At 69.8% G+C, this 22,815-nt stretch carries 23 protein-coding genes, 1 other RNA gene and 1 riboswitch; of the genes, 11 read left to right on the top strand and 13 right to left on the bottom strand.

From position 1 onward, the window contains the following. Window positions 1-25 precede the first annotated feature (25 nt). The 5 genes from AC5LXX_RS12725 to AC5LXX_RS12705 form a co-directional block, all read right to left on the bottom strand. Complete coding sequence (locus AC5LXX_RS12725; protein ID WP_034186272.1) at window positions 26-766, bottom strand: SIMPL domain-containing protein; 741 nt, start codon at window positions 764-766, stop codon at window positions 26-28. A 182-nt stretch (window positions 767-948) separates the two neighbouring features. Then, window positions 949-1,410 carry an EVE domain-containing protein gene (locus AC5LXX_RS12720; RefSeq protein ID WP_322084536.1) on the bottom strand — a complete coding sequence of 154 codons (462 nt, stop codon included), beginning with the start codon at window positions 1,408-1,410 and terminating at the stop codon, window positions 949-951. Between the two features lie 71 nt (window positions 1,411-1,481). Further along, a non-coding RNA gene (ssrS, locus tag AC5LXX_RS12715) (6S RNA) lies at window positions 1,482-1,663 on the bottom strand. 81 nt (window positions 1,664-1,744) lie between these two features. Beyond that, complete coding sequence (locus AC5LXX_RS12710) at window positions 1,745-2,059, bottom strand: cell division protein ZapA (protein WP_006478091.1); 315 nt, start codon at window positions 2,057-2,059, stop codon at window positions 1,745-1,747. Next, window positions 2,056-2,406 carry an ATPase gene (locus AC5LXX_RS12705; protein WP_493401365.1) on the bottom strand — a complete coding sequence of 117 codons (351 nt, stop codon included), beginning with the start codon at window positions 2,404-2,406 and terminating at the stop codon, window positions 2,056-2,058. The genes AC5LXX_RS12710 and AC5LXX_RS12705 overlap by 4 nt, the downstream gene beginning before the upstream one ends. Before the next feature lie 154 nt (window positions 2,407-2,560). Continuing rightward, window positions 2,561-2,812, top strand: a riboswitch (cobalamin riboswitch). Window positions 2,813-2,971: 159 nt separating this feature from the next. Here AC5LXX_RS12705 and AC5LXX_RS12700 point away from each other — a divergent pair. The 5 genes from AC5LXX_RS12700 to cobC all read left to right on the top strand — a co-directional run bounded on the left by AC5LXX_RS12700 (window position 2,972) and on the right by cobC (window position 7,207). After that, window positions 2,972-3,970 (top strand): FecCD family ABC transporter permease, encoded by a 999-nt coding sequence (locus tag AC5LXX_RS12700; protein WP_493409676.1) that lies wholly within the window; start codon window positions 2,972-2,974, stop codon window positions 3,968-3,970. Further along, window positions 3,967-4,755: an ABC transporter ATP-binding protein gene (locus tag AC5LXX_RS12695; protein WP_493409675.1), complete on the top strand. Its 789-nt coding sequence runs from the start codon at window positions 3,967-3,969 to the stop codon at window positions 4,753-4,755. Before AC5LXX_RS12700 ends, AC5LXX_RS12695 begins: the two co-directional genes overlap by 4 nt. A gap of 61 nt (window positions 4,756-4,816) precedes the next feature. Then, window positions 4,817-5,872, top strand: a complete 1,056-nt coding sequence (gene cobT, locus AC5LXX_RS12690; RefSeq protein ID WP_493409674.1) for a nicotinate-nucleotide--dimethylbenzimidazole phosphoribosyltransferase — start codon at window positions 4,817-4,819, stop codon at window positions 5,870-5,872. Beyond that, a complete protein-coding gene (locus tag AC5LXX_RS12685; protein WP_493409673.1) occupies window positions 5,862-6,638 on the top strand; it encodes an adenosylcobinamide-GDP ribazoletransferase in 777 nt (258 codons plus the stop codon). The genes cobT and AC5LXX_RS12685 overlap by 11 nt, the downstream gene beginning before the upstream one ends. Then, on the top strand, window positions 6,623-7,207 hold the full coding sequence (cobC, locus tag AC5LXX_RS12680; protein WP_493409672.1) for an alpha-ribazole phosphatase: 585 nt from the start codon (window positions 6,623-6,625) through the stop codon (window positions 7,205-7,207). The genes AC5LXX_RS12685 and cobC overlap by 16 nt, the downstream gene beginning before the upstream one ends. 114 nt (window positions 7,208-7,321) lie before the next feature. Here cobC and AC5LXX_RS12675 read toward each other — a convergent pair whose 3' ends face one another. Genes AC5LXX_RS12675 through cobU form a run of 4 tightly spaced genes read right to left on the bottom strand, consistent with a single transcriptional unit; the run spans window position 7,322 to window position 10,740 of the window. After that, window positions 7,322-8,239, bottom strand: a complete 918-nt coding sequence (locus AC5LXX_RS12675) for a cobalamin-binding protein (RefSeq protein WP_493409671.1) — start codon at window positions 8,237-8,239, stop codon at window positions 7,322-7,324. Beyond that, the gene (gene cobD, locus AC5LXX_RS12670; RefSeq protein ID WP_493409670.1) at window positions 8,236-9,255 is read right to left on the bottom strand and encodes a threonine-phosphate decarboxylase CobD; all 1,020 of its coding nucleotides are present in this window, start codon (window positions 9,253-9,255) and stop codon (window positions 8,236-8,238) included. Before cobD ends, AC5LXX_RS12675 begins: the two co-directional genes overlap by 4 nt. Continuing rightward, window positions 9,248-10,192, bottom strand: a complete 945-nt coding sequence (cbiB, locus tag AC5LXX_RS12665) for an adenosylcobinamide-phosphate synthase CbiB (RefSeq protein WP_493409669.1) — start codon at window positions 10,190-10,192, stop codon at window positions 9,248-9,250. Before cbiB ends, cobD begins: the two co-directional genes overlap by 8 nt. Continuing rightward, window positions 10,186-10,740 (bottom strand): bifunctional adenosylcobinamide kinase/adenosylcobinamide-phosphate guanylyltransferase, encoded by a 555-nt coding sequence (gene cobU, locus AC5LXX_RS12660; protein WP_493409668.1) that lies wholly within the window; start codon window positions 10,738-10,740, stop codon window positions 10,186-10,188. Before cobU ends, cbiB begins: the two co-directional genes overlap by 7 nt. A 74-nt stretch (window positions 10,741-10,814) precedes the next feature. Here cobU and AC5LXX_RS12655 point away from each other — a divergent pair, with 74 nt between their 5' ends. The 4 genes from AC5LXX_RS12655 (at window position 10,815) to AC5LXX_RS12640 (ending at window position 13,905) form a co-directional block, all read left to right on the top strand. Next, window positions 10,815-12,317, top strand: coding sequence for a cobyric acid synthase (locus AC5LXX_RS12655; protein ID WP_493409667.1), 1,503 nt, complete (start codon window positions 10,815-10,817; stop codon window positions 12,315-12,317). Between the two features lie 82 nt (window positions 12,318-12,399). Then, entirely contained in the window at window positions 12,400-12,537 is a 138-nt protein-coding gene (locus AC5LXX_RS12650; protein ID WP_185658262.1) for a hypothetical protein, read from the top strand. Window positions 12,538-12,685: 148 nt separating this feature from the next. After that, window positions 12,686-13,099: a DoxX family protein gene (locus AC5LXX_RS12645; RefSeq protein WP_124456155.1), complete on the top strand. Its 414-nt coding sequence runs from the start codon at window positions 12,686-12,688 to the stop codon at window positions 13,097-13,099. 137 nt (window positions 13,100-13,236) lie between these two features. Beyond that, window positions 13,237-13,905, top strand: a complete 669-nt coding sequence (locus AC5LXX_RS12640) for a ParA family protein (protein ID WP_124456154.1) — start codon at window positions 13,237-13,239, stop codon at window positions 13,903-13,905. A 94-nt stretch (window positions 13,906-13,999) separates the two neighbouring features. Here AC5LXX_RS12640 and panD read toward each other — a convergent pair whose 3' ends face one another. The 4 genes from panD to AC5LXX_RS12620 all read right to left on the bottom strand — a co-directional run bounded on the left by panD (window position 14,000) and on the right by AC5LXX_RS12620 (window position 16,599). After that, a complete protein-coding gene (gene panD, locus AC5LXX_RS12635; RefSeq protein ID WP_011545962.1) occupies window positions 14,000-14,386 on the bottom strand; it encodes an aspartate 1-decarboxylase in 387 nt (128 codons plus the stop codon). A gap of 44 nt (window positions 14,387-14,430) precedes the next feature. Then, window positions 14,431-15,270, bottom strand: coding sequence for a pantoate--beta-alanine ligase (panC, locus tag AC5LXX_RS12630; RefSeq protein ID WP_493409666.1), 840 nt, complete (start codon window positions 15,268-15,270; stop codon window positions 14,431-14,433). Between the two features lie 263 nt (window positions 15,271-15,533). After that, window positions 15,534-16,406, bottom strand: a complete 873-nt coding sequence (locus tag AC5LXX_RS12625; protein WP_493409665.1) for a segregation and condensation protein A — start codon at window positions 16,404-16,406, stop codon at window positions 15,534-15,536. 4 nt (window positions 16,407-16,410) lie between these two features. Further along, window positions 16,411-16,599 (bottom strand): DUF3460 family protein, encoded by a 189-nt coding sequence (locus AC5LXX_RS12620; protein ID WP_006478107.1) that lies wholly within the window; start codon window positions 16,597-16,599, stop codon window positions 16,411-16,413. 248 nt (window positions 16,600-16,847) lie between these two features. Between AC5LXX_RS12620 and AC5LXX_RS12615 the strand changes: the two genes are divergently transcribed. Together AC5LXX_RS12615 and AC5LXX_RS12610 are read left to right on the top strand one after the other, a co-directional pair. Next, on the top strand, window positions 16,848-18,662 hold the full coding sequence (locus AC5LXX_RS12615) for an autotransporter assembly complex protein TamA (protein WP_493409664.1): 1,815 nt from the start codon (window positions 16,848-16,850) through the stop codon (window positions 18,660-18,662). Between the two features lie 28 nt (window positions 18,663-18,690). Further along, a complete protein-coding gene (locus tag AC5LXX_RS12610; protein ID WP_493409663.1) occupies window positions 18,691-22,764 on the top strand; it encodes a translocation/assembly module TamB domain-containing protein in 4,074 nt (1,357 codons plus the stop codon). Window positions 22,765-22,815 lie beyond the last annotated feature (51 nt).

Here is a 22,815-nt window from a genome sequence, read left to right as displayed (position 1 = left end):
GTTTCCTATAGCTGCGCGTGGCGCGTTACTTCATCTGCACCGAGCCGTTGACGGTGACCGACACGGTCGCCTTGCCGCCTTCGACCGCGATCGGTGCGCTCATCTTCGCGCTGTCCATCGGCGCCGCGGCCATCGCCATCATGCGTGGGTACGGCTGTACGTTGCGGCCGCTGCCGACGTTCACGTCGCGGATCGTGTAGCTGCTGTAGCCGAACGCCTTCGCGGCTTCGTCCGCGCGTGCGCGGAACGACTTGATCGCCTCGGTCGTGAGCTTCTGCTCGGCCGTGCGCTGCGCTTCAGGCGACAGCGAGAACTCGACATTCGCGACCTGCATCAGGTTCGACAACTGGCCCGCGAGCTTCGACGCCGCGGCGAAATCGCGCGATTCGAGCGCCACCTCGGTACGCCCGCGCCACGCGGAAATCTTGCCGTCGCGATCGGTGCTCGGATACACGGAGAACGCACCCGTATGCGCGGTGACGCCCGACACGCCCTTCGCCTGCGACAGCGCTGCGTCGGCGCGCTGGTTCAGCTGCGCCGTGAGGCTGCCCGGGTCCTTGGCCTGCTGCTCGTAGAACAGCGTGATGTGGATGATGTCCTGCGGCACGTCGGCGCTGGCCTGCGACGACAGCGACAGCACGCCGGCCGGCTCGGGGAAATGCGGGTTCGCGGTTTGCGCGTGCGCGGCGGGCGACGCGAGCGTCAGCGCGACGGGAACGGCGGCGGCGAGGGCGAGCGACAGCGCGAGTGCGGATTTCTTGGTCATTGTTGGACTCCTTGTGCGAGGGCGCGCACGCGGATCACGCGTGCACGACGCGGGCGTACCGCGCGACGAAATAAACGGCGGCCGGCCTGATCGGTCGACAGCGGTTGCTTAGGCTGCGCAAAAGACCCGCGAGTTCCGTGTCGGCATGCGTGTGCTGACCAGATTTGACCTTTGGCGTGCGCCTACTTCATCAACTTCTCGGTGATGAAGCGCCATTCGGCACGCGTAACCGGTGTGATCGACAAGCGGTTGCCGCGGGCCAGCACGCGCATGTCGGCGAGTTCGTCGTGTTCGCGCAGTGCGGCGAGCGGCACGAGCGGCGACTTTTTCACGTAGCGCACGTCGACGAGCAACCAGCGCGGTGCTTCCTGCGTCGATTTCGGGTCGTAATAGGGGCTTGCAGGATCGAACTGCGTGGGATCGGGGTAGGGTGTCGACGACACTTCCGCGAGGCCCGCGATGCCCGGCTCGGGGCAGCTCGAGTGATAGAACAGCACGCCGTCGCCGATCTTCATCGTGTCGCGCATGAAATTGCGCGCCTGATAGTTGCGCACGCCGGTCCATGGCAGCGAGCGCTGCGGGGCGTTGGCGAGATCGTCGATGCTTGCTTCGTCCGGTTCGGACTTCATCAGCCAGTATTGCATGGATCGTGATCGACGCAGAAAGAGGCTGCTACAAAAGAAAACGGCACCGGGACGTGCCCGATGCCGTTGGATAGGCCCCCGCCTTGGCCGCTAGGCCGGCATCCTGAACCTGGGGTTCAGAATTGGTCGCAGTTAGCAGCACTTCGGGTACATCAGACAGAGTGACGCGCGCGCCCGTGCTACAAATTTCCGCAACCGTGCACATGGCATTGGTTCAAGGAATATATGACCTTGGCGAACCAGGCAGGGAAGCTGACTGAACTGTGATTCGATGCGCCAATTTGACCACCGTTGACCGCCGAGATCAAGGGGAATCGACACATCGTTTGAAACGTTACTGCGTCTCGTGCTGTGCGAGCACCGCGCCGAGCTGTTCGTTCATCTGGTGCATTGTACGACGGATTTCCTCCGCCGGAAATGCTTCACCGTGCCGCACACTCGTTTGCAGCCGCAGCAATTCCGATGCGAGCGACAGTGCCGCCATCACCGCAATGCGATCGGTGCCGCGTACCGAACTGTTCGAGCGGATTTTCGACATTTCTGCGTCGACGCGCGCGACTGCCTCGAGCAGCGCCGCTTCGGTCTCGGCCGAACAGGCGAGCCGATAGGGCTGGCCGAGAATCGAGACTTCGATCTGCTTGGTGCTCATGCATGTTCTCCGTGGCTGGCCGCGTCATCGCCATCCGGACGCGCCTGCGCATCCAGCAGGTCGAGCTGGTTGTCGGCTTGCTCCGCGCTTTTCGAGCGCGGCAGCTTTTCGAGAATCGCGTTCAGTTTCACCTGGGCGTCGTCGATCTTTGCCGACAGCGTGTCGCGCTCGGCCGCGAGCGCATTGCGTTCGTCACGCAGTTCCGCGAGTTCCGCGCGGACCGTGTCCGCTTCCGTGCGCAATTGCGCGACCTGCTCTTCGAGCGCGAGCCGTTCCGCGTGATAGCGCTTGTTCAGCGAAATCAGACGGCCAATATTTTGAGATAAGGTTTCGAGTTCGTTGAGCATTTGCTGCGTCCTCTAAAGACCCAGCATTTTAGCGCGGAATAACGCGCAATCCGACATCTGTAACGTTTCCAGTCGTAACACCCCTGCTTCTCGCCGTGAATCGGTGCTTCCCGCACGTGTCCGGACGCTTCCTTGACGCTCGCGCTACCCGCTCCTAAACTGGCGCCGCCTCGGTGCTCGCGCGTGGCACGCGCGGTTAAACGGGAAGCAGGGCGCGCGATCATGGAGCGCGCCAACCTGCGCTGCCCCCGCAACGGTAAGCGGCCGCGTCCCTTGACGCAGGCCGGCTCGGGCGCGTCTTGCATGCAGGTGTCGCATGCGGGCGCGGGCCACTGCGCGTGACACGCGCGGGAAGGCGAGCCGGACCGCCGCCAGCCCGGATACCGGCCGAGACGGGAAGCCCGCACGGGCTTCATGACGCGCGGCCTGCGGGGAGGCGGGCCGCGCAATGCTTCACGGAATGTTCTTCGATGCTGACCCCAATCGTCCGCACGGCGTCCCAGTCACGCCCGGCCGGCAACCTCGAGCGGATGCGCCGCGCGTCATGCGCGCGGCCGTGCACGGCATGAGCGCCGCGCGCGCTACCGCGATCTGGGCCGCGCTGGCCGCCGTGGTCGCGCTGCTGTTCGTCGCGTCGCTGTCGATCGGCAGCGTGCCGATGTCACCGTGGCAGGCGCTTGCATCGCTCGTGCCGCATGGCGGCGATGCGCTGTTCGCCGATATCGTCCGCACGCTGCGCCTGCCGCGTGCGCTGGCGGGTTTCGCGTGCGGCGCGCTGCTCGCGCTGGCCGGCGCACTGCTGCAGGTGCTGCTGCGCAATCCGCTCGCGGAACCCTACGTACTCGGCGTGTCCGGCGGCGCGGCCGGCTTCGCGCTCGTCGCGATGATCGCCGGCGGCGCGTGGTGGCTCGTCGACGTGTCGGCATTTGCCGGCGCGCTCGTCTCTGTCGCGCTCGTACTCGGCCTCGCGCGCCGCGAGCTGTGGCGCGGTGATGCGCGCGACGCGTCGCCGCGCCTGCTGCTCACGGGCGTCGTGATCGCGGCAGGGTGGGGCGCGCTCGTCACGCTGTTGCTGTCGCTCGCACCCGATGCGCGGCTGCGCGGCATCATCTTCTGGCTCACGGGCGACCTGAACGGCGTGACGGCGCCGTGGTTCGCGTGGGGTGCGCTGTTGCTGGCCGCCTGCGTCGCGCTGCCGGCTGCGCCGCAACTGAACGTGCTGCTGCGCGGCGACGCGACCGCGCAGGCGCTCGGCGTGCCCGTCGCGCGCGTGCGCGTGCGGATCTATCTCGTCGCGTCGCTGGCCGCCGCGGCCGCGGTGACGACGGCCGGCACGATCGGCTTCGTCGGCCTCGTCGTTCCGCATGCGCTGCGGCTTGCGTTCGGCAACGACCAGCGGATGCTGCTGCCGGCCGCGATGCTCGCGGGCGGCGGCGGCGTGATGGCGGCCGACCTGCTCGCGCGCACCGCGATCGCGCCCGCGCAGTTGCCGGTCGGCGTGATGACCGCGTTGATCGGCGTGCCGGTGTTCCTGTGGATGTTGTTGAGGAGGCCGATGCGATGACGGATGCTGGACTGCACGCCGTCGACCTGACGCTGAAGGCCGGCGCGCGCACGTTGCTCGCCGGGTTCACGCAAGCCTTCCGCCCCGGCGAGATCTGGTGTGTCGCGGGGCCGAACGGCGCGGGCAAGACGACGCTGCTCGCGACGCTCGCGGGGCTGCAGCCGCCGGCCGGCGGACAGGTCGAGATCGACGGCCGGCCGCTTGCCGCGTGGCGCCCCGAGCAACTCGCGCAGCGCCGCGCGCTGATGCCGCAGCAACTGCACGACGCGTTCAGCGCGACGGTGTTCGACACGGTGCTGCTCAACCGCTTTCCGTATCTAGGCGGCTGGGGCTGGGAGCGCGACGGCGATCGCGCGGCCGCGCACGATGCACTCGCGACGTTCGACCTGACTGCACTCGCGTCGCGCGACGTGCTGTCGCTGTCGGGCGGCGAGCGGCAGCGGGTCGCGCTGGCTGCGACGCTGTGCCAGGATGCGCCGCTGATGCTGCTTGACGAACCGCTCGCGCATCTCGACCTGCATCACCAGATCGACTGCCTGACCGCGCTGACTGCATGGCTCGACACGGGCCCGCGCACGGTGCTGTTCTCGTGTCACGACCTGAATCTCGCGCGTCGCTTCGCCACGCATGCGCTGCTGCTCGACGGTCGCGGCCGCGCGTGGGCCGGCGCCGTGCACGACGTGCTGACGCCCGAGCGCGCGAGCGATGCATTCGGCTATCCGCTCGTGCTGATCCGCGAGAACGGCCGCGATGCGCTGCTGCCGGCGTGGCCTGCGCGACAATGACCTATCCTGTTCCGATTCCTTCGATGCGCGGCGCGTGCCGCGCCCACGACACGGCTCCCCGATGACGACTCCGACCCACTTCCCGCCCGCGATCGCGCCGCTCGACGACGCGCTGCGCACACGCCTGCAGCATGTGATCGACCACAAGACCAAGCCGCCCGGCAGCCTCGGCCAGCTCGAGGCGGTCGCGCTGCAGATCGGCCTGATCCAGCACACCGAGCGGCCGGTCGTGCAGCGCCCGGTGACGATCGTGTTCGCCGGCGACCACGGGATCGCGGCCGAGGGCGTGAGCCCCTATCCGCAGGCGGTGACCGCGCAGATGGTCGCGAACTTCCTGGCCGGCGGCGCGGCGATCAACGCGTTCTCGGGCGTCGCGCAGAGCACGCTCGAGATCGTCGATGCGGGCGTCGCGTCGCCGTTGCCGCTGTCCGACCGGCTGGTGTCGGTGCCGGTCGCGCGCGGCACGCGCAACTTCGTGGCGGAGCCGGCGATGTCGCGCGACGAGGCGATGACGGCGCTGGCCGCCGGTGCGGCGCGCGTGCGCCTGCATGCGTCGCTCGGCACGAACGTGATCGGATTCGGCGAGATGGGGATCGCGAACACGTCGTCGGCCGCGTGCCTGATGAGCCGCCTGCTCGACGTGCCGATCGACGCGTGCGTCGGGCGCGGCACGGGCCTCGACGACCAGGGCCTCGCGCACAAGCGCGCGGTGCTCGGCCGTGCGCTCGTCAAGCACTCGCACGCGATCGCGCCGCTCGACGTGCTCGCGACGTTCGGCGGCTTCGAGATCGCGATGATGACGGGCGCGTATCTCGCGGCCGCGAGCGAGCGGATGACGATCCTCGTCGACGGCTTCATCGCGACGGCCGCGCTGCTCGTCGCCGAGCGCATCGCGCCCGGTGTGCGCGACTACTGCGTGTTCTCGCATACGTCGCACGAGGCCGGCCACCGGCGCATGCTCGAACATTTCGGCGCGAAGCCGCTGCTCGCGCTCGACCTGCGGCTCGGCGAAGGCACCGGTGCGGCGCTCGCGCTGCCGCTGGTGCGCGCCGCGGCCGCCTTCCTCAGCGAGATGGCGAGCTTCGAATCCGCCGGCGTCGACGATCGTGACGCCTGACCGCGCGCGCGGCGTGCGGGCCGAACTGCGCTACTTCTTCGTCGCGCTCGGCTATTTCACGCGCGTGCCGGTGCCGCGTTCGATCGGTTACGCGGCCGGCGATCTCGACCAGGCTGCGCGGTATTTCCCGTTCGTCGGCGCGTGCGTCGGCGCGTGGGGCGCGCTCGTCTATCTCGTCGCGCTGCGCGTGCTGCCGCCGTCGATCGCGGTCGGGCTGTCGATGGCCGCGACGCTGCTCGCGACCGGCGCATTCCACGAGGACGGCCTCGCCGACAGTTGCGATGCGTTCGGCGGCGGCTATACGCGCGACGACGTGCTGCGCATCATGCACGACTCGCGGATCGGCACGTTCGGCGCGGTCGCGCTCGTGATCACGCTCGGCCTGAAATGGCAGGCGCTTGCGTCGATGCTGCCGCTGCGCGCCGCATGGACGATGATCGCCGCGCATGCGGCAAGCCGCGCGGCCGCCGTGAGCCTGCTGATGACGCTCGACTACGTGCGGTCCGAAGGCAAGGCGAAGCCCGTCGCGCAGCGGATGGGCGGTCGCGCGGCGGGCGTCGCGGCTGCATTCGGATTGCCCTGGCTGTTCTGGCCCGACTGGCGCATGGGCATCGCGGTGTGCGTGGCGCTCGTGCTCGTGCGCGCGTGGGCCGCCCGCTATTTCGTGAAGCGGATCGGCGGTTATACGGGCGACTGTCTCGGCTTCGCGCAGCAACTGTGCGAACTGGCGATCTATCTCGTGGTGCTCGGATGGACGTCGTCCTGATCCGTCATCCGGCCGTCGGTGTCGAGCCGGGCATCTGCTACGGTCGCAGCGACGTGCCGCTCGCCGCGCCGGCCGATGCCGGCGTGCAGGCCGTGCGTGCGCATCTGTCGGCACTCGGCGCGCCGTTGCCCGCACAGGTCCTGACGAGCCCGTCGACGCGCTGCCTGTCGGTTGCCGAACGGCTCGCGCAGGCATTCGATGTGCCGTTGCGGTGCGATGCCGACTGGCAGGAAATGGACTTCGGCGCGTGGGAAATGCAGCGCTGGGACGACATCGATCGCGCGGCGCTCGATGCGTGGGCCGCCGACCTGATGCATGCATGCGCGCACGGCGGCGAAAGCGTTGCACGGTTCGTCGCGCGGGTCGCACGGCAGGCTGATGCGATTGCGCAGTTCGACGAATCGCAATGGGTCGTCACGCATGCGGGTGTGGTCCGCGCGTTCGCGTCGCACGTATTGCGTGTCCCGCTCGAAACGCTGTTGTCACGGCCGGTGCCGACGGGCGGCGTGGTCTGGCTGCGCGCGGACGCCGCCGCGCGAACGTGGGAAGTCGTTCGCTGGGACGAATAGACACGCCGGCGCCTGCAGGTGAGCGGCACGACGTGCGGTCAGGTCAGTCTCGGGCATCGGTCGCACCGTTCACACCGTTCGCCGGTGTGCGATGAACGCGCGAGTCGCCGAAAATCAGCGCGCCGGCCGCCGTGCACGCGCGGCATCGAGATCCTCGCACAGCGCCGCCGCGCCCTGTGCGATCCGCGGCGACGGCCGCGTCAGCAGGTCGCCGTCGATCGCGAACAGGTTGTTGCGCGCCACGGCCGTCAGCGCGGGCCACGCGCGCCAGCGCGCCAGGCTCGGCAGCGGTTCGTTCGAACGCGTCGCACCGGCGCCGGTCGTCACGATTGCTTCCGGATTCGCCGCGAGCACGGCCTCGTCGGTGACGGTCGGTGCGAGCGGCTTGAGCGACGCAAACACGTTGCGGCCGCCGCACAGCTCGATCACTTCGTTGATCAGGTGCGTGCCGTTGAGCGTCGTCAGCGGCCGGTCCCAGACCTGGAAGAACATCGTGACGGGCGCGCGCGCCGCATAGCGTGCGCGCAGCGCCGCGATATCGCGCGCATAGGCGGCCGCGGCCGCATCGGCCGCCGGCTGCGTGCCGAGCAGCGTGCCGAGCCGGCGCAGCGACGACGACACGTCGTCGAGATGCTTCGGTTCGCTGAAGAACAGCGGGATGTGTAGCGCGCGCAGCGCGTCGGTCTGCCGCTCGGCGTTGCCGTGCCGCCAGACGACGATCAGGTCGGGTTTCAGTGCGGCGATCCGTTCGAGGTCGAGCGCCTTGTTGTCGCCCACGCGCGGCACCGCTTGCGCGGCGGGCGGATAGTCGCTGTAGGTCACGGTGCCGACGAGCTTCGCGCCGCCGCCGGCCGCGTAGACGAGTTCGGTCGCATGTGGCGCGAGGCTGATCACGCGTCGCGCGGGCGCAGGCAGCGTGACGGCATTGCCGGCGTCGTCGCGCGCCGACACCTCGGCGTGAGCGAGCGGCGCGTAAGCGAGCGCGGCCGCCGTCGCGGCCGGCGCGAGCCGGTGAAACGTGCGAGGAATCATGCGGATGCCGGTTGCAGCAGCGGCACGCAGTGCGCGAGCGCATCGCCGAGGCGCTGCCATTCGGCTTCGCTGCCCGGCAGGCCGACGCGCACGCTCGATGGCGTCGGGAAGTGCCGCGTCCAGATTCCGTGCGTCGCGAGGGCCGCATGCAGCGCCGCGGCGCGCGGATCGTCGGTCCAGCTGAAGAGCGGCGTCGCGCGAACCGCGAAGCCGTGCGCGCGCAGCAATGCCGCCAGACGTTCGCCGTCGGCCGCGAGCCGTTCGCGGGCGGCGGCCTGCCACGCGCGATCGGCGAACGCCGCGGTCACCGCGTGACGTGCGGGACCGCCGACTGTCCACGCGCCAAGTATGTCGCGCAACGCGACGATCCGGTCGGGGCACGCGAGCACGAATCCCGCGCGGATGCCGGCGAGCCCGTAGAACTTGCCGACCGAGCGCAGCACGACAAGCCCCGGGCGATCGACCTGCGGCGCGAGCGACTGCGATGCGCCCGTATCGGCGAACGCCTCGTCGACGATCAGCGTGCCGCCGCGCGCCGCGAGCTGCGCATGCCAGCCGAGCAGGCGCCCGGCCGGCACGAACTCGGCGGTCGGGTTGTTCGGATTCCCGACGATGACGTGACGCAGCGTCGCCGGCAGCGTATCGGCACCGATGTCGAGCGGCACGACGCGATGGCCGTGGCGCGCGAAGGCGGGCGCGTATTCGCCGTACGCGAGCGCCGCGACGCCGGCGTCGCCGGCTGGCAGCAACGCGGGCAATGCGCGGATCGCGGCCTGGCTGCCGGCAACCGGCAACACGTGGGCGGGATCGGGCGCGTGGTAGTACTGCGCGGCGCGGGCCGCGAGGCCGTCGCCGTCGTCGGGCAGCCGGCGCCACGCGTCGGCCGGGACGGGCGGCACCGGATAGCCGACCGGATTGATCCCGGTCGACAGGTCGAGCCACGCGTCGTACGGAATGCCGTGGCGGCGGGCGGCTTCATGCAGGTTGCCGCCGTGCGCGATGCGTGTATCAGACATGATGGGTAGCCATGGCGAGTGCGCCGCTCGCGACCAGCAGCGCGAGCCACAGGGCAAGCGTGCGCGTGACGAGCGACAGCGCGGCGACGATGTGGAGGGCGGTGGCAGACGCGCCGGTACCGAGCGCCGGACGATCCTCGATCTCGCCGTGATAGACGGCCGGGCCGCCGAGCTGCACGTTCAGGCTGCCGGCGCCTGCTGCCATCACGGGCCCCGCGTTCGGGCTGTCCCAGTGACGCGCCTGCGTGCGCCAGCAGCGCCATGCGGAGGCGGTATCGCCGAGCAGTGCGTAGCTTGCGGCCGTGAGGCGCGCGGGCAGCCAGTTCAGCGCATCGTCGAGACGCGCGGCGGCCCAGCCGAAGGTCAGGAAGCGCGGCGTGCGGTAACCCCACATCGCGTCGAGCGTGTTCGCAAGCCGGAACAGCAGCGCGCCGGGACCGCCCGCGACGACGAACCAGAACAGCGCGCCGAAGATTGCATCGTTGCCGTTCTCGAGCGCGGATTCGACGGCCGCGCGCGACAGCGCGCCTTCATCGGCGTCGCTCGTATCGCGCGACACGATGCGCGCGGTCAGCGTGCGCGCAGCCGCGAGGTCGTGCCGCAGCAGCGCGGCGGCGATCGGCGCGACATGGTCGGCGAGGCTCTTCGCGCCGAGCGCGAACCACAGCAGCGCGACGTGCAGTGCCGCCGCGAGCGGCCACGGCAGCACGGTGACGAGCCACGCCGCGACGGCCACCGGCGGCACGACGGCCGCGAGCCACGCGGTGACGCCGACCATGCGGCCGCGCCGGCCCGTGTTCAGCGCGCCTTCGATGCGTGCGGCGAGGCGGCCGAACGCGACGAGCGGATGCCAGCCGGCCGGCTCGCCGATTGCGCGGTCGACGATCGCGGCCGCGACCGCGAGCATCGCGACGACGGGCAGCGACAGCATCAGCATGACGGCGCTCCCGCCTTGAGGTCGAGCGGCAGCCCCGCGACGAGCAGCGTCACGCGTGTCGCGAGCGCGGCGACACGCTGGTTCAGGCGCCCGAGCTCGTCGACGTAGCGGCGCGTGACCGACCCGAGCGGCACGACGCCGAGCCCGATCTCGTTGCTGACGACGATCACTTTCGCGCGTGCGCCGCGCAATGCGTGCTCGAGCCGGTCGACCTGGACCGCGTACTGCGCATCGTCGAGCGGTTCGCCGTCGGCCGGGCACAGCAGGTTCGTGAGCCACAGCGTCAGGCAGTCGACGAGCAGGCACGCGTGCGGATCGTCGAGCCGCGCGAGCGTGCCGGCGAGGTCGACGGGGGCGTCGGCGAAGCCCCAGTCGGCCGGCCGCCGCGCGCGATGATGCGCGATGCGCTGCGCGAATTCGGCATCGGCGGCGGTCGCGGTCGCGATGTAGGTGACGGGGCGGCCGCTGGCGGCGGCGAGCTGCTCGGCATGGGCGCTCTTGCCCGAGCGCGCGCCGCCGAGGACGAAGGTGAGGTCGTGCGGAATCATCGCGTGATTGTAACGGCGCGGGCGGCCTGTCGCGGGCGATAATGCGGCCTTCGCTTCGCAATGACCTTCACACGATGAATGCACCCGAGCCGCGGCCGCGCGGCACGCTGATGATCCAGGGCACGACCTCCGACGCGGGCAAGAGCACGCTCGTCGCGGGCCTGTGCCGCCTCGCGCGTCGCGCCGGCGCACGCGTGGCGCCGTTCAAGCCGCAGAACATGGCGCTCAACAGCGCGGTGACGGCCGACGGCGGCGAGATCGGCCGTGCACAGGCGCTGCAGGCGCTGGCCGCGGGCGTTGCGCCGCATACGGATTTCAACCCCGTGCTGCTGAAGCCGACGAGCGATCGCGGCGCGCAGGTGATCATTCACGGCAAGGCGCGCATGAACCTCGATGCACGCGCGTATCACGACTACAAGCCGGTTGCGTTCGATGCGGTGCTCGAGTCGTACGCACGCCTGCGCGCCGGTTACGACACGGTGATCGTCGAAGGCGCCGGCAGCCCGGCCGAGATCAACCTGCGCGAAGGCGACATCGCCAACATGGGCTTCGCCGAGCGCGTCGACTGTCCGGTCGTGCTCGTCGCCGACATCGACCGCGGCGGCGTGTTCGCGCACCTGGTCGGCACGCTCGCGTGCCTGTCGGACAGCGAACGCGCACGCGTGCGCGGTTTCGTGATCAATCGCTTCCGCGGCGACATCAAGCTGCTCGAACCGGGGCTCGACTGGCTGCGCGCGCAGACGGGCAAGCCCGTGTTCGGCGTGCTGCCGTACCTGCACGGGCTGCTGCTCGATGCCGAGGACATGCTGCCCGCGCAGGCGCGCAGCGACGCCGCGCGCAGCGACGCCGGCGTGCTGCGCGTCGTCGTGCCCGCGCTGCCGCGCATCAGCAATCACACGGATTTCGATCCGCTGCGCGCGCATCCGCAAGTCGAATTCACGTACTGGAAGAGCGGCCCCGTGCCGGACGCCGACCTGCTGATCCTGCCCGGTTCGAAGAGCGTGCAGCGCGACCTCGCGTGGCTGCGCGACGCGGGCTGGGATGCGGTGATCCGTCGCCACCTGCGCTACGGCGGCAAGGTGATCGGCATCTGCGGCGGCATGCAGATGCTCGGCCGCACGCTCGACGATCCGCTCGGCCTCGAAGGCGTGCCCGGCAGCGTGCCGGGGCTCGCGCTGCTCGATTTCGACACGACGCTGCAGCCCGACAAGACGCTGAAGAACGTGACGGGGCAGCTTGCGCTGCCGGGCGCCGCCGCCGTGCGCGGCTACGAGATCCACATGGGCGACACGCGCGGGCCCGCGCTCGCGGCACCCGCGCTGATGCTGGCGGCGGACGGTGCGCAGGGCGGCACGCGTGCCGACGGTGCGGTGTCTGCCGACGGCCAGATCCTCGCGACCTACGTGCACGGGCTGTTCGACGCGCCCGACGCATGCGCGGCGCTGCTCGCGTGGGCCGGGCTCGACGGCGCGGAACGCATCGACTATCCGGCGCTGCGCGAGGCGTCGCTCGAGCGGCTGGCCGACACGTTCGCCGCCCATCTCGACCTCGACACGCTGTACGCCGAATTTCGTTGACGTGCGCGCGGGCGGCCCTCGCATTTTCCGCCCGATCGCGTACAACAGAGGAGGGCGGAGGTCCGCCCGGAGGAGGGCGACGATGAAGGCTCGATGGTGGTTGGGCGCGCTGCTTGCGGCGCTGCTGGGCGTGTCCGCGGTGGCGCACGCGTGCGATTCGTCCGCGCCGGGCGGCCAGTCCGGATCCGGCGACGCCACACAAGGCAAGAGCGGCTACTGACGTATCGCAAGGGCATGATCGGTCATGCCCTTTTTTTGACTCGATTCATTCCTTATGGGAATCAGTTAAAGCGGATTGGCGTGTTTATCGGCGAAATCGATTTGAATAGAGTGTGAGCCATTCTCATCCACTCACGAAGGAATCCGCCATGAACGCCAATCGCCTGAACGATTTTGCCGCGACGCTGCTGCGTGTCGCGCTCGGCGTGCTGTACCTCGCGCACGTTGCGCAGAAGGTGTTTGTCTTCACGCTGCCCGGCACCGCGCAATTTTTCGTGTCGATCGGCCTGCCGGGCTGGCTCGCGTACCTGACGACGTTCGTCGAACTGGCGGGCGGTCTCGCGCTGCTCGCGGGCTTCCGCGTGCGGGTCGCCGCGCTCGTGCTGCTTCCGTTCATGCTCGGCGCGACCGCCGCGCATCTGCCGCACGGCTGGAGCTTCGCGTCGCCGAACGGCGGCTGGGAATATCCGGCGTTCTGGGCCGTCACGCTCGCCGTGCAGGCGCTGCTGGGCGGCGGTGCATTCGCGATCGGCGCGCGGGCGGCCGCGGTCCAGCGCGTGTAAGGCAGGCGAAAGCGGCGGGCGGATCGGCGCAACCCGTTCCGGTGACACCCCGTTTGCCGATATCATCGCTCCCTGTATCCGCAATCGAGCGGCGTCGGCCATGCGGCCGGCGCTGCGCGGCTTTTTCGGGGGAATTCATGACGGTGATCGTGGTGGCGAATCCGAAGGGCGGCGTGGGGAAGAGCACGCTGTCCACCAATCTTGCCGGCTATTTCGCGGCGCAGGGCGCGTGGGTCGCGCTCGCCGACCTGGACCGGCAGCAGTCCGCGCATGCGTGGCTCGACCTGCGGCCGGCAGGCCTGCCGCCGATCGAGGCGTGGGATCTCGACCCGGACGCGCCGTCGAAGCCGCCGCGCGGCCTCGAATATGCGGTGATCGATACGCCGGCCGGCCTGCACGGCACCCGGCTCAACGTCGCGCTGCAGCTGGCCGACAAGGTGATCGTGCCGCTCCAGCCGTCGATGTTCGATATCCTCGCGACCCAGCAGTTTCTGGAGCGCCTGGCCGGCGAGAAGGCCGTGCGCAAGGGCAGCGTCGAGGTCGGGATCGTCGGGATGCGGGTCGATGCGCGCACGCGCTCGTCCGACCAGCTGCACCGGTTCGTCGAGGGGCTCGGCCTGCCGGTGCTCGGCTACGTGCGCGACACGCAGAACTACGTGCAGATCGCCGCGCACGGCCTGACGCTGTGGGACGTCGCGAAGAGCCGCGTCGAGAAGGATCTCGAACAGTGGCGGCCGATCGTCGAATGGGCCGAGCGCCGTGCGCCGAAGGCTGAAAAGGCCGAGAAGGTCGCCAGGTCGTCCTGAGCGCGCGGCCGGCGCGCGTGCGCGTGGCGAAATGAGAAGGGCCGGATCCCGTGCACCACGAGATCCGGCCCTTTGTCTGTAGGCAGCAGCCGGATCAGGTCCAGTTCTGCGTCGGCACGTGATCGCGGTGGCCCTTGATTTTGTTGCCGTCGTCGATGAATACGAGCTTCGGCTTCCAGCCGGCCTGCAGTTCGGCTTCGTCGACCATCGCGAACGCCGCGATGATCACGAGGTCGCCGAGCTGCGCACGGCGCGCGGCCGAGCCGTTCAGCGAGATCATCCCGCTGCCGCGCTCGCCCTTGATCGCGTACGTCGAGAAGCGCTCGCCGTTGTTGATGTTCCAGATGTCGATCCGTTCGTTTTCGATGAGGCCGGCCGCTTCGAGCAGGTCTTCGTCGATCGCGCACGAACCTTCGTAATGCAGTTCGCAGTGCGTGACCGCCGCACGGTGGATCTTCGATTTGAGCATGTGGCGCTGCATGGTGTCTCCGTGATGCGTCGTGAGAGGCGCGGGCGGGCCGCCCGTCAGATTTCCAGATTGTCGATGAGGCGCGTCGCGCCGAGCTTCGCGGCCGCGAGCACGACGAGCGGTTCGCCGGCCTCGAGTTCGGCGGCGCTCGGCGCGATCAGGTTCGCGCGGCGGCGGATCGCGATGTAGTCGGGCACCCAGCCGCGTTCGGCCAGGTGCGCATGCGCATGCTGCTCGAGCTTGCCGAGGTCGCGCTCGCCGCCGAGCACGCTGTCGCGCACGCGCTGCAGCGTTTTCGCCAGTTCGGGCGCCTCCTTGCGCTCGTCGGTCGTCAGGTAGCGGTTGCGCGACGACAGCGCGAGGCCGTCCTCGTCGCGCACGGTCTCGGCCGCGACGATCTCGACCGGCAGCGCGAGCTGCTGGCACATCCGGCGCACGATCATCAGCTGCTGGTAATCCTTCTTGCCGAACACGGCGACGCGCGGCTGCACGCAGGACATCAGCTTCGTGACGACCGTGCATACGCCGGCGAAGAAACCGGGACGGAACTCGCCCTCGAGAATCCCGCCGAGGTCGTCCGGCGGCAGCACGCGATATTCCTGCGGTTCCGGGTACATGTCGCGCTCGGTCGGCGCGAACAGCACGTAGACGTTTTCCTTCTGCAGCTTCTCGATATCGTCCTGCAGCGTGCGCGGGTACTTGTCGAAATCCTCGTTCGGGCCGAACTGCAGCCGGTTGACGAAGATGCTCGCCACGACCGGATCGCCGTGCTGGCGCGCGAGGCGCATCAGCGACAGGTGCCCTTCGTGCAGGTTGCCCATCGTCGGCACGAACGCCGTGCGGTTCTGTCCGCGCAGCTGGTCGCGCAGTTCATGGATCGAGCTGATGACTTTCATGATCGGGTAGCGGGTTCCTCGCGCATGCGCGCGTTGGCGCCGCAGCAGCGGCGTCGGGGTCGAAGCGGACAACGCCGGCGCGCAGGCGGCGCATCGGGCGTCGGCGGATTGTAGAGGATTTGGCCGCCTGACGCATTGATAAAAGAACGATCGTTCACTTTTTACCGGAGCGTGCCGGAAACCCGCCGGACGACCAGCCGCCGCCGCGAAGCGGCCTGCGTCGGGACGAACCGGGGAGCGGGATGCGGCGGGCGGGGCCGGTGTTACGCGGGCAGGTAAGCGAGGCGCACGTAGATCGGCGCGAACGGTTCCGGCTGCGTGATCTCGACGAGCGATTCGCGCGCGAGTTCGAGCATCGCGATGAAGTTCACGACGACGACCGGCACGCCGCGCGACGTGTCGAACAGGTCGGCGAACTCCATGAAGCGCGCGTTCTGCAGCCGGCGCAGGATCAGGCTCATGTGTTCGCGCACCGACAACTCCTCGCGGGAGATCTTGTGGTGCTGGACGAGCTTCGCGCGCTTGAGCACGTCGGCCCACGCGGCGCGCAGGTCGTCCGAGTTCACGTCGGGGAAGCGCGGCGTGATGCTCTGCTCGATGTAGACCTCGGCGCGCAGGAAGTCGCGGCCGAGCTGCGGCAGCTGGTCGAGCCGCTGCGCGGCGAGCTTCATCTGCTCGTATTCGAGCAGGCGGCGCACGAGTTCGGCACGGGGATCTTCCGCTTCCTCGCCGGTGTCGGCCTTCTTGACCGGCAGCAGCATCCGCGACTTGATCTCGATCAGCATCGCGGCCATCAGCAGGTACTCGGCCGCCAGCTCGAGGTTCGACGTGCGGATCTGGTCGACGTAGCCCAGATATTGCGCGGTGACCTGCGCCATCGGGATGTCGAGCACGTTGAAGTTCTGCTTGCGGATCAGGTACAGCAGCAGGTCGAGCGGGCCTTCGAACGTCTCGAGGAAGATCTCGAGCGCATCGGGCGGGATGTACAGATCCTGCGGCAGCTTGAAGAGCGGCTCGCCGTACAGGCGAGCGAACGCCGCGACACCGTCGACCGTGTCGGGCGTCGAATCGGCGCCCGCGGGCGCGGCGACCGCGTCGTCCTGCCGGGCGGCGCTGGCCTCGTCGGCGGCGCTCACGTCGTCAGAAGTTCTGGTAGTAGACGTACGACGTTTGCTTCACGCGCGATTCCTGCTGCTCGGCGCGCTCTTCGAGATCGATCGGCTGCTTGTCCCACAGCAGGGAACGGCCCTTGCGCTGCTCTTCCTCGAGCGTCGGCTTCTGCTGCTTGAGCTGGTTCAGGAACTGCGTGACGTCGGACTGGTACGGCATGGCTGGATCTTCCGTTTCGGGCGGCGCACGATGCGCCGGATTCGCGATGGCGGGATTTTACCGCATCGCGGGGAACAGCCGGCGCCAATCGCGCGTCGAATCCGCGGGTCGGCACCCGAGTGCCGCGTGCGGCGGTCGCGCCGGGGCTTCGCACTCTTTCACAATCGTTTGGCTTTGGCGCCCGCACCCTGTGGTCAAATACAGGGTTTTCCACGAAACCGTAACAATCCAGCACGGCGAGGTCATATTTGGCGGGGCAGTCGAACCAGCAAGCACCTACTGCGCAGGACGCGGGCCCGAGCGCGGCACGCAGTCGCGCCGGCGCCGCGGCCGGCATCGCACGGGCGACCCTCGCCGGGTGCCTCGCCGCGTGCTTCGCGCTGCCGGCGCACGCGAAGTACGACGTCGATATCGACGCGCCGCGCTCGATCCGCAAGCTCCTCAAGACGCATCTCGACATCGCGCGCTTCGCGAAGCGCGACGACATCAGCGACGACCAGTTCGACTTCCTCGTCACGGCCACCCCGCAGCAGGTGCGCGACCTGACCGCGACGGCCGGCTATTTCTCGCCGGTCGTGCGTACCGACGTGCGCACGCGCGACGGCAAGCGCGACGTACGCATCGCGGTCGATCCCGGCAAGCAGACCGTCGTGTCGACGGTCGACCTGACGTTCAAGGGGCCCGTCGAGACCGAGGATCCGAAGCAGGAGGCCGCGACGCGTTTCGCGTTCTCGCTGAAGCCCGGCGACCCGTTCACGCAGTCCGACTGGGACGGCGCGAAGGGCGCGGCGCTCCGGCAACTGCAGGCGCGCCGCTATCTCGGCGCGAAGATCGCGTCGTCCGAGGCGCGCATCGATCCGCGCACGCAGCGCGCGACGCTCGCCGTCACGTTCGACAGCGGCCCGACGTTCACGATCGGCAAGGTCGACGTCGACGGCGTGCGCCGCTATCCGGAGAAGATCGTCACGAACGTCAATCCGCTGTCGGAAGGCGAGATCTACGACGTGCAGCGGATCACCGAACTGCAGCGGCAGCTGCAGAACACGCCTTACTACGCGAGCGTCGCGATCGACGTCGGCGACGATACGGCGAAGCCCGAGCGCACGCCCGTGCACGTGAAGGTCAGCGAGTTCCCGTACAACAACATCCGCGGCGGCGTCGGCTTCGCGACCGATACGGGCCCGCACGTGCAGGGCTCGTACACGTATCTCGACACGTTCGGCGCCGCGTGGCCGCTGACGGTGTCGGGCCGGCTCGACCAGATCCAGCAGTACGGGCAGGTCCAGCTGTCGATGCCGCCGGGCGAGAAGGGCTGGACCAACAGCGTGCTCGCGTCGTACACGAACACCAACGTGTCGGACACGCGCATCTACAGCGCGCGGGTGGGCGCGCAGCGCACGCGCACCGGTCAGTTCATCGACTATTCGTATTCGCTGATGTTCTACCAGGACCGGCTCGACCAGAACGGCGCGGGGCCGACCACGAGCCGCGCGCTGGTGCCGCAATGGGCATGGACGCGCCGCAACGTCGACGATCCGCTGTTTCCGCGTTCGGGCAACCTGATCCACGCGGAGGCCGGCTTCGCGGTCAAGGGCGTGCTGACCGACCAGACCTTCATCCGCGGCTACGCGCGCGGCCAGCAGTACCTGCCGGTCGGCAAGCGCGACCTGTTCGTGTTCCGTGCGGAGCTCGGCGGCGTGTTCACGGGCGGCAGCTCGACCGGCGTGCCGGCGTCGCTGCTGTTCCGCGCGGGCGGCTCGAACTCGGTGCGCGGCTACGGCTACCAGAGCATCGGCAACAGCGTCGACGGTTCCGTGCTGCCGACCAAGTACCTGGTGACGGGCACCGCCGAATACCAGCACTGGTTCAACCGCGACTGGGGCGCCGCGACGTTCTTCGACATCGGCACCGCGACCGATGCGTGGGGCGAGAAGGTGTTCTACCCGGGTGTCGGCGTCGGCGCGCGCTGGCGCAGCCCCGTCGGCCCGATCAACGTCGACGTCGCGTACGGGCTGCGCAACCATAGCGTGCGCCCGTACCTGACGCTCGGCATCGCTTTCTGACCGTACCGCTTCATCGACGACGAACCGCATGACGAAGGACCCGAACGACACGCCGCCGCCTCACGATCCGGACTCGCCCGACGGCGCGCCCGACACGCCGCCGCGCGCGCCGCGCCGCGGCCGGGCGGTGCGCGTCGTCGCATGGACGCTCGCGACGGTCGTGCTGCTCGTCGTGCTGGCGGCGGGGCTCGTGGTAGGCGCGGTGACGACCGAGCGCGGCACGCGGCTCGCGTGGCAGGTGGCCGGCAAGCTGCTCGGCACGCGGCTCGCGGGCACGCTCGAAGGCGGCTCGCTCGCGACCGGCGTGCGGCTGCGCGGCTTCGCGTGGACGAGCCCCGACGGTTCGGGCACCGAGGTTCGCATCGACCGGCTCGACGGCCGCTGGGCATTGACGCGTGCGCCGTGGCGGCTGTCGATCGCCTATCTGCGCGCCGGCACGATCGACGTGCGGATTGCGCCGGGGCCGTCGACCCCGAGCACGACGCCGCAGGACCTGAGCCTGCCGCTGCAGTTGCGGATCGACGACCTGCGCGTCGATCGCCTCGCGATCCACGAAGGCGGCTCGACGACGCAGCTCGATCACCTCGCGCTGAACGGCCGCAGCGACGGCCGTCACCATGAACTCGTGCTCGACGGCGTCGACACGCCGTACGGCGCGCTGACCGCGCGCGCGAAGCTCGACGGCGTGAAGCCGTTCGCGCTGACCGGCGAAGCCACCTACGCGGGCAAGCTGTCGGACGAGCCGGTCGACGCGCGGGCTCGTGTGTCGGGTTCGCTCGAGGCGCTCGTCGCCGACGTCGACGCGAGCGGGATGAAGTTGAACGGGCGCGCGCACGTCGAGGCCGCGCCGTTCGGCGCGGTGCCGCTCACGCGCGCGTCGCTCGCGTTCGACCACGTGAACCCGCAGGCGCTGTCGCCCGGTGCACCGGCGGCCGATCTCGCGGTGCGCGCGGAACTCGCGCCGGTGAGCGCGCCGGCCGGCGCGGCGCCCGCGAAGGGATTCGCGGTGACGGGCCCCGTGTCGATCGTCAACGCGAAACCGGGCACGCTCGGCGACCATCTGCTGCCGGTGATCGACGCGCATGCGACCGTGCATCTCGACGCGCACGCGCAGCGGATCGACGATCTCGCGCTGAAACTGATCCGCGACGGCAGCGTGACGGGCGGCGGCACGCTCACGGGCGGCAAGGGCCGCTTCGACCTGAAGGTCGCGAACCTCGACCTGAACGCGTTCGTCGCCGAGCTGCGGCCGATGCGCCTCGGCGGGCCGCTCGGCGTGACGCTCGCGGGCGACGTGACGACCGTCGATTTCAACCTGAACGATCCGAAGCTCGCGCTGGGTGCGCGTGCAAAGGTCGCGCTGACGCCGCAGCAGACCGTGCTGACCGATACGCGCGTGACGGCGGGCAAGGGCCGCATCGATTTGACGGGCGTGTTCCGCCACGACGCGCATTCGAGCTACGACGCGAAGGCGACGCTGACGGCGTTCGATCCGCTGCTGCTCGCCGCGATGAGCGCGCCGAAGGCGGCCGGCGGCAAGACACCCGCGAAGGCCGCCAAGGCGCCGGCCAAGCGCGGCGAGACGCGCGTGTCGGGCACGCTGACGGCATCGGGCGCGTTTGCGCCGCAGGTCTCGACGAAGGCGACCTTCAAGCTCGGCGACAGCCTGTACGACGGTGTGCCGCTGACGGGCGCAGGCGTCGTGCAGCTCGCCGGTTCGCGCATCCTGCCGAGCAACGCGACGCTGTCGATCGCGGGCAACCACGTCGGCCTGCGCGGCAGCTTCGGCGCGCCCGGCGACCGGCTGCGCTTCGTCGTCGACGCACCGCAGCTCGACCGGCTCGGCTTCGGCGTCCAAGGGCTCGTGCAGGCGCAGGGCGATTTGACGGGCAGCTTCGCGCATCCGAACGTGACGGCCACCTACAAGGCCGAGCACGTCGTCGTCGGCTCGAACCGGATCGGCACCGCGCAGGGCCGCGCGGACATCCGCGACGGCGCCCACGGCGCGCTCGTGTTCACGGCCGACGCGTCCGACATCGCGCTCGGCTCGCTGCAGCTGAAATCGCTGCGCGCGAACCTCGACGGCACGCGCGCGAAGCACACGCTCGACGCGTCGGCGCTCGGGATGGCCGGCGGCCGCGTGATCGACGTGACGCTCGCGGCGAACGGCGGCGTGGTCGAAAACCGCGACGGCATGCGCTGGGACGGCACCGTCACGCGTCTGGCCAATCGCGGCACGCCGGCTGTCGCGCTGCAGGCGCCGCTGACGGTGTCGGCCGGCGCCGGCCGCGTGACGCTCGGCGCGACGCGGCTCACGCTCGAAGGCGCGGCGATCGACCTGAAGTCGTTCGTGTTCGATCACGGCCAGATGCGCTCGGCCGGTTCGGTGAGCGGCGCGTCGGTCGCGCGTTTCCTCGAGGTGCGCCAGGAACTGACGGGCCAGCGGCCGCCGGTGCGCACCGACGTCGTGCTCGACGCCGACTGGGACTTCTCGCTCGGCGCGAATGCGACGGGTTACGTGCAGGTGAAGCGCCGCGGCGGCGACGTGACGATCGAGAGCGGGCGCGGCATCGCGTCGCTCGGGCTGACCGACCTGTCCGCGCGCGCGAGCTTCACGCCCGGCAACCGGCTCAACGTGACGGCACTCGCGAAGGCGAGCCGGATCGGCACGCTCGACGCGAACGTCACGGTGCCGTTCGCGCTGCACGACGGCGTGTTCGGCGTCGTCAACGACGGTCCGCTGTCGGGCCGCATCGACGCCGACATCCCCGCATTGAAGACGACCGGCAACCTGTTCGGGCCGAGCTATCTCTTGGGCGGGCGCGCGGCGCTGAAGCTGACCGTCGCCGGCACGCCGGTGAAGCCGAACCTGTCGGGGATGCTGACGGGCGACGATCTGTCCGCGACGCTCATCGACCAGGGCGTGCAGCTGAAGGACGGCATCGTGCGCGTGAAGCTGTCGGACAACCTCGTCGAATTCCAGCAGGTCGAGTTCCACGGCGGCGACGGCACGCTGCGCGCGCTCGGCCGCGTGCGGCTCGACGGCGAGGCGCCCGACCTGACCGCGAGCATCGTCGCGGACAAGCTCGAACTGTTCGCGGCGCCGGACCGCAAGCTGTCGCTGTCGGGCAAGGCCACCGTCGCGAACGACGGGCCGCGCGGCGCGCTGTCGATCGACGGCAAGTTCGTGGTCGACCGCGCGCTGTTCGACCTGCCCGAGGAATCGGCGCCGCACCTGTCGGACGACGTCGTGATCGTGCAGCCGGACGGCACGGTGCGCGGCGAGACGCCGACGGGCACCGCGGTCGCGAAGCCGAAGCCGGTCGAGGACAAGCCCGCGCCGTCGCTCGCGCCGCGCGCGAACATCGACATCGGCCTCGGCAACAACTTCCGCTTCAAGGGGCACGGCGCGGATCTCGGCCTGCGCGGCACGATCACCGTGATGAGCGCGCCGGGCGTGCCGCTGCGCGCGGTCGGCAACGTGCGCGTGACGGAAGGGTCGACGTACACGGCGTTCGGCCGCAAGCTCGCGATCGAGAACGGCTTCTTCACGTTCAACGGCCCGGTGTCGAACCCGGGCGTCAACATCCTCGCGATGCGGCGCAACCAGGAGGTCGAGGCCGGCGTGCAGGTGACGGGCATGATCCAGTCGCCGACGGTCAAGCTCGTGTCGGAGCCGAACGTCACGGACAACGAAAAGCTGTCGTGGCTGCTGTTCGGGCACGGCACCGACCAGGGCAACAACGTCGGCCAGCAGGGCGCGATGACGGCGGCGCTCGGGCTGCTCGGCAGCGTGACCGGCAAGCGCGTCGCGCAGACCTTCGGTCTCGACGAGGTGTCGGTCGGCCGCAGCGAAGTCGGCCTGACCGATCCGCAGGTCGTGCTCGTGTCGAAGGCGATCAACGAGCGGTTCGTGCTCGGCTTCGAGCAGGGGCTGCAGTCGGCAGCCAACGCGTTCAAGGCGACGATCAACCTGACGCGCTTCTGGTCGGTGTCCGCGTACGGCGGCACGTTCCAGGGCGTCGACCTGAACTACACGCGGCGTTTCGATCGCTGGTTCGGCAGTGACGCCGCGCGCACGCGGCGTACCGAGCAGCCATGAAAAAAGCCCCGAACGCCAGGCGGCCTTCGGGGCTTTTTTTGCGCAAGCAGC

It is taken from the genome of Burkholderia torrens, from assembly GCF_984668525.1.
This window is presented reverse-complemented; position numbering and strand designations above follow the sequence as displayed.